Source organism: Halalkalibacter lacteus (assembly GCF_036663595.1).
Lineage (GTDB): Bacteria > Bacillota > Bacilli > Bacillales > Bacillaceae_D > Halalkalibacter > Halalkalibacter lacteus.
In genome coordinates this window covers 1-7,021 of sequence record NZ_JAWRVL010000061.1, presented here as the reverse complement: position 1 = coordinate 7,021, position 7,021 = coordinate 1, and the positions used below count along the sequence as shown (strand labels likewise).

At 32.5% G+C, this 7,021-nt stretch carries 7 protein-coding genes; all 7 read right to left on the bottom strand.

The window, feature by feature from the left end:
* Nucleotides 1–298: 298 nt before the first annotated feature.
* Nucleotides 299–766, bottom strand: coding sequence for a 2-thiouracil desulfurase family protein (locus SAZ04_RS21260; RefSeq protein ID WP_332699387.1), 468 nt, complete (start codon nt 764–766; stop codon nt 299–301).
* A 345-nt stretch (nt 767–1,111) separates the two neighbouring features.
* Nucleotides 1,112–1,663, bottom strand: coding sequence for a ribosome hibernation-promoting factor, HPF/YfiA family (hpf, locus tag SAZ04_RS21255; RefSeq protein ID WP_332699384.1), 552 nt, complete (start codon nt 1,661–1,663; stop codon nt 1,112–1,114).
* Between the two features lie 786 nt (nt 1,664–2,449).
* Nucleotides 2,450–2,959: a DoxX family protein gene (locus SAZ04_RS21250; protein WP_332699381.1), complete on the bottom strand. Its 510-nt coding sequence runs from the start codon at nt 2,957–2,959 to the stop codon at nt 2,450–2,452.
* Nucleotides 2,960–3,427: 468 nt separating this feature from the next.
* Entirely contained in the window at nt 3,428–3,985 is a 558-nt protein-coding gene (locus SAZ04_RS21245) for an AAA family ATPase (protein ID WP_332699378.1), read from the bottom strand.
* A gap of 233 nt (nt 3,986–4,218) precedes the next feature.
* Nucleotides 4,219–4,728, bottom strand: coding sequence for a VOC family protein (locus tag SAZ04_RS21240; protein WP_332699375.1), 510 nt, complete (start codon nt 4,726–4,728; stop codon nt 4,219–4,221).
* A 398-nt stretch (nt 4,729–5,126) separates the two neighbouring features.
* The gene (locus tag SAZ04_RS21235) at nt 5,127–5,651 is read right to left on the bottom strand and encodes a hypothetical protein (protein ID WP_332699372.1); all 525 of its coding nucleotides are present in this window, start codon (nt 5,649–5,651) and stop codon (nt 5,127–5,129) included.
* 348 nt (nt 5,652–5,999) lie between these two features.
* A complete protein-coding gene (locus SAZ04_RS21230) occupies nt 6,000–6,875 on the bottom strand; it encodes a phosphotransferase family protein (RefSeq protein ID WP_332699370.1) in 876 nt (291 codons plus the stop codon).
* Between the last annotated feature and the right edge of the window lie 146 nt (nt 6,876–7,021).

Genomic DNA, 7,021 nt, shown 5'->3' with positions numbered 1-7,021 from the left:
AGTGCTCTTAGGTATTAACACACCAAGCGACCCTTGTTAATGATTTAAAAATAGACATATTTCACCCGTTACAGGTTTAATATTCTATTCATTTAGATAATCATTACAAGGTTGTCCACATGTTGAGTTGAATTCCCCTTCCATTTACATCTCTACAAAAAAGTGTACAGGAAAATTTCTTATTAAACAACCAGAATAATAAATTATGGTAATACTTTCTTTTACTCCACAACCTGGCCCTTTACATAAATAAGGCACTTTCCTTGTTACAGAAAAGCGCCCTTTAATTGAAGATAAATTATATTATCTTATCCAAATTATCGGCAAACTGTTCTTCTGAAATTACTCGTAAACCGTTTCTTTTTAATAAAGCAGCTGTAACTCCATTCCCAGCAATTTTCTCCCCCATAAATTCACCATTATAAATCATTGAACTTCCACAGGATGGACTATACTCCTTAAGAACAACTACTGTTGCATTAACATCTTTAGCTTTTTTTAAAGTAGTGTAAGTTCCTTTTATGTATAGTTCCGTAACGTCTCTACCTGACTTCTCGACTACTTTAGCTTTCCCATTCAATACATCTTCTCCGTTACCACCTATTATTTCAGCAGGTTCTCTTGGGGTTGAAAATCCACCAAGCAATTCCGGGCATACAGGTATTGCCTTATTCCTTTCTATTAGTTTACTGATCTTATGATCTAAACTATGCGTACCGTTATATCTTACCTCTAACCCTGCTAAACAAGAACTCACTAATATCATTGATAACACCCCAATTTAATAGCACCTTATGACCTTGTACAACTAACTCCCCGTTAATTGAATAACTTAAAGCTTCGATTTACTCTCTAATAATTCCTCCTCTTATTCAAGAATATGGCCCGATTGTGGAATAAAAAAAAATCCTGCATATTAATACAGGATTTTTGATCATATAGCTTTGTAAATGATCAAACTTTACTCTAAACGTTGCTACTTTTTTAAACGTCGCATCTTTTTTATAAACATCGTGACTTTATTTCAAATCTTCAGCAAACATTGCGACTTTTGCTTTTTAAGCCACAAAAGGGAACACAGATATGCTGTATTCCCCTTTTTATGACTAGCTTATGCTCCAGGTTCAATCAAACCGTATTTTCCATCTCGACGTTTGTAGACAACATTGTTTGATCCATTTATGGCATCGTAATAGACAAAGAAGTTATGACCAAGCATGTCCATTTGCAGAATCGCTTCTTCGACATCCATCGGTTTTAAGTTAAACTGTTTTATTCGGACTACCTCAAGCTCATCTGATAATGACTCTTCCTGTTCGAGTGGTTCGAGCTCATTATTAAACATATATTTTAAGCTTCCCTCTTGGCGAAACTTGCGATTAATTTTAGTTTTATGTTTGCGAATTTGACGTTCTAATTTTTCAACAACCTGATCAATGGCTGCATACATATCTGTCTGAACTTCTTCCCCACGTAGCAATAGCTGAGGCATCGGAATCGTGACCTCAATGATGTGCTGGCTGTTTAGCACCTGCATTCTAACATTGACATCTGCACCCGGAATCGTATCAAAGTAACGTTCTAGTTTCCTAACTTTTTTCTCAACATAAGCTCGTAAAGCTGGAGTTATTTCTAAGTTTTCACCACGAATATTGTAGTTCATAAAAACTCCTCCTTTTCTATGTGCTTCTATTTGGGGTACAGACAACATTTTTATACTATAATCCTATGAAACCATCTAATACACCACCTTTTTTGTTTTTCTGTATTTTCTATATTTTCTATATTTTCTATATTTTCTATATTTTCTATATTTTCTATTTATATTATGACATATTTCATCATTACTAGACAAGTCATTTGATAGATTTTATAAATAGAATAAATTATTAAAATGAAATATGATCGTGTATGCTGTTTCTTATAGGAGTGCGTCAGGAAAATGCGGATTTACAACGTTAAGGAATCCAATATTAAAAAGCCCAATTCCTCAGTGTTAAAATAGAGAAATTGAGACTATATTTTAGTTATGCCCGATTGCAGAAGATCAAGATATGGTTGCAGTCTTTAGCTTATTAAACGCAACCCGCTCAATAGGAAATTCATAAATCTAATTTTATAATTCTTTTATGAGTCATATTGATATGGAATGCATTTTCCGTTCTAATCTGATGTAAGTGTCAAATAGCCATTAATCGACCGATGATGATTAAAACGAGAGCATCTACAATGATTTTTTACTTCAACACAGAATAATAGACTTGATCAATACCAATAAACACCTCATTAGAAGTAATCAAAAATCCTCAGATTTCATATGAATCTGAGGATTTTCGTGTTGAAGCGTACTTTTACGAACAATACAAGTTTCAATGAAATTTAGTCCATTAGGATATGAATAGAAAAATTTACTAGCGTATATTTTTCGAGTTTTGTGGACGGAATCCCTTTAAGTACTGTGTGTGGAGACTTCTTGTTCCTCTTTTCTTAAAATTTGTTTTCTTAAGAATGGAATGATCCAATAATCTAATCCAATTTTAGCTGCGTTAAAGCCAGCAACAAGGATAAATATCTCAATAAGAACCATTTGGGGATTCGTACTTGTAGTTCCAGAGAACATATAAGCAAAATTCATAACTAATCCCATTAACGTAACAAAAGAAGTAAATACACCTAAAATAAGGCCAAGTCCCACAAGGAACTCTCCCCAAGGAATTAATACATTAAATACTTCTACGTTAGGTATTGCAAATCCATTTAGAAACTCTGCCCACCAAGGTTGAACGGCTGGGTTTTCTCCTACAGCCTTTTTTGCGGCCCCTTTTAAGAAGCCACTTGCGTCAAATCCTCCAGTAATTTTTCCCCACCCCGCATGTAACCATTTCCATCCAATATATAGACGTAATACAGTTAGTAAATAAGAAACATAAACATTTTCTCTTAATATCTTAACAAACATACCAACCCTCCTATTTTTAATCAGTATCATTATTATTTATAAAACCTATAATATTTTACCTAATTCTAAATATATTCCTTAAAGACACATATGTGCATTAAGTAAATAAAGTTTCCTTAGGGAAAATTATATATTAGACTGGTATTCTACACAACACTTTATTTTCTTTAGCATCTGGGGTTCTGGTGCAAAAAATCTATCAAACTTGGATAAACTGATACTCAAAAAAAGATGTGTGCTCAGTATGGGGCATCGTCAGGAAATCCCAATTTAAACGCTAAGGAATTCCAATATAAAAAGCCCATCCTCAACATTAAAATTGAGAAATGGGACTTTTTTTGTTACTGGTTACTCCATTAACGCACCCTATAGGAAAAGACGCGTTGCTCGATAAACGCGCCCGATTGTTGAAGAAATATAATAATAATACAGCTAGTCGTTATTCGATTTGTTCTTACCAATTTTAGATTATAAATTAAATTTATTTTTAATAATTTTAGCTACTTCTTCAGCATATAAATTTGTGTTGTTTATTTTGAAATAGTTTTCCTTTTTGATTTCTCCATCCTCAGAATTTAACCTGAAACTTTCCATTGAACTCAATAGATTTTGCTCTGATTGCTTAATGTTTCTTTTAGTTGGCTTATTTTCTAGTCTATTTAGTGTTTTATTCCTTTTAAGTCTTTCTTCTAGATCAGCTTCTAACTCTACGAGGTAAATTTCTGCTCCTTGAGAATTAAAGATATTACACATCTTTTCAACGCTATCCCAATCTTCTTTTTGATCAAATGCCCATACATAAGTAAAAATCATTCCATAATTATCACTTTTTGAAAAAGACTTAAATATTTCTTCTCTGAATAAGTTCGATAATCTCCACATCTCTGGACTAAAGCCGAAAAACGTCTCTAGTAAATCTATTGTCATGTGATTATGAAATAGCTTTAGTTCTGTAATCTTAGATAATTCTTGCCCAACAGTCATTTTGCCTACTGCTTGGGGTCCAAATAACAATACAAATTTCATAAGGACTCCCCCTATTTCTTTATTCCTTACGGTTATACATTCCACTTGTACATCTAAATCCCTTTGAAAAATATATTTAAAAATAGTAAAGACACATTCACCTAATGAATGCACCGGATTGTCGGTGTTTGAAGATTGGTTATTAAAGAAAAGCGTCCGATTGTTGAAGATCAAATGCTGTTGAAGCTAGCTGGCACTTATTGAAGTCTAGCACTCGTTAGTGAAAATCTTACTTACTTTATTTCTCCGTTTTGTAATCTGTTTTGATAATCGTTTTTCATATCAAGTGTGTAAAATTCAACGATATTTTCTTCTGTATCCTTGAAATATAATCTTCTCTCTTTAATTCCATCGTTTTCTTCTTCAATTATTTTTATATCAATTCCTACATCTTGAAGAACAGCAATTGCATTATCAAAATTATCTTGTCTTATATGTAAAGCAAAATGAACGTGCAAACCACCTTCATCAAAGAGTCCTTTCCATTCAGAAACTGGTTTCTTTTTCTCTAATAATTCCTTTTCTGAAAAGCTTCTTGGTAACCATAACCCCAATCTGGTGGTGCCACCAATATATATCCATGTTGCCCATACATTTTCATCACTTTCATCAAATTGTCCTTCATTATAGCCCCACTGTTCAACTATTGGAAACCCTAATTGATTAGACCAAAAATCAATTGCTCTTTCCATCGATTTAACCTCTAAAACAATTTCTGAAACTCCCTCAACATTTATTTTCATATATTTCTCTCCCTCCTGCATATCTTATTTCTTTAACATAAAGTATCAATATTGTTTCTTCCACTATACTGCCTTTACTTGAAGAAGCAAAAAGAACCTTACCATTGTTCCGGTAAAGCGCCCGATTGTGGAATATTGAAAACTGCGAAAGCACTTTAAAAATGACTTTTCCTAAATTAGCCAGTCTGTTTAATACATTTCCTCACAATAACTTTATTTAGCCTCGTTCGTTTGCAATATGATTAAGCATAAAACCCGATTTTACGCTTAATTTCTTTTAAGAATGGAACACTGTTTAACATAATTGAGTGTTATAGGCATATTAAAAGGGATCTACGATTGAAGATCCCTTTATGCTGCTTGTTTAATTAAAGCATCCCTTCGCTGAATAAGAAGAGTTATTTTTTATTTTCATATTCATTTCTCTTTTTAAGATATTCTTTTTCACAATTTAACCTGTTGTATTTGATTTCTTGACCTTCTGTCTTTTTCTTTTCAACTATCTCCCATTTCTTATCCTTTAATTTAAGTAATACCATTACGTTTGTATTGTCTTTGTCCTTATAAAGATAATATGCAGTTAACGGTTTAACATAAAGTTTAGGGTCACCTTGGGTCCAACCACCTGATTCAAAAACCTTACTTAATGAATTGTAATATGTATCATTTTCCTTTCCTCCATAAACAAGGTTAGCTGCATCTAAATCTCTATATGTTAGTTCATGATAACCAGACTCATCAATATCTAAATTGAAACTCGAAATTATATCGTCCATAATCACCATATTACGTTTTTCATTTCGATACTTCATTTTCTCTAAGCATTCTGAAGATAGTCTAGGTTGTTCTTCGGCAATAGAAAATAAAGGATTTATAGACAATGTTAGAAATAATGCACTTAATAATATGAGAAATTTCTTCATATATTTTCCACCTCAATATCTTTTTATTATTAGTTTGTATGTATTTAGAATAAATATTCTTTTTTTATTAACTGCCCTGTTAGTCGAAGAAGATCCCAAGGATCGAATGAATACTGTATACAAATCTAGTTATTATAATCGCAACTATCAGAAGTTAGCAAAAAAGCCAAACCCTTATGGATCAAGGGTTTGGCTTTTGTTCGATTTTTATCGTTTATACACCTTTTTATACATTGTTGATTTTTCAATGTTTGTAGCTTCGAAAGAAGCGTGGAAAATGCATAAAAAAGTGGGGTTTTATGCAATCTCTTCTTTCACTAAAGCACCTGTTAGTTCAACAAGAAATTCTTATCTATAAACTTTAATTCCATTTTCAAAGGCTTGAATATTGTTATTTTCTACCCCGTGTAATGCTTCCTGTAAAGCGAATGTACTTTTATAAAACTTCACTCTCTCAAAAATTTCATTTCCATTGGGGTACAAGTTAATACACATATTAAAAAAATCTTCACCATAACTAGATAATATTCCTGCAAAATCATATGCTGGGTCTCCTAGACCGCAGCCACCAAAGTCAATTATCCCCGAAATTTTATAGGTATTTGGTTCCCATAAAATATTAGATGCCCCAAAGTCTCCGTGGATAAGAGTTGGTTTTAAGTTTGAGTAAGTTTCACTGTTTAGGATAGTTTCAAAAGAATGAGAGATTTCCTTTTGAGCTTCCTTCCTAATAAAAGGAAAAAGCTTATTTTGTATATTATGAAGTAGTTCGGACATTTCTTCACGAGGGTAATTATCCTTTAGTTGCAGAAACCCATCAACTTTGTCTCTTGAAATAGAATGAAGTTCTATAAGAAAAGATACGAGTTGTGAGGCAAGTCCTTTTACCAAATCTTCATTCTCAATTTTCGCAAAACTTTCTTTCCATAAAGGAGAACCTTGAATTAAGTTATATCCAGTAAAAACTTTTCCTACCTCCAATTTTTCAAAAGACTGATATATCGGATAAGGAATTGGAATTGATACGATATTTTTAATGAACTCCAATATTTCCGTCTCTTCTTTCAATCTTACTATCCCTTTTTTATATTTCGGAAATCTAAATACTAGAGATTTATTTATAATTAAAACATCGTTATTTTGTCCAATGTCATTAGGTTGATAATCCTCAATGTAAAGGCTAGGGTAAACTTGTTTAATACGTTCAATATATTTACTATCCATAAACCTTACTCCCTTTTAACTCTATTTATATCTATTGTAAGGATACAAAATCCCAATGTCTTGTTGAAGTAGTCGAGTAGAAGAGAGTCTCTCTACCTTTCGGTAGATTGTACTCTCCCCCCTCACAGAACCGTGCTTGCGCTACT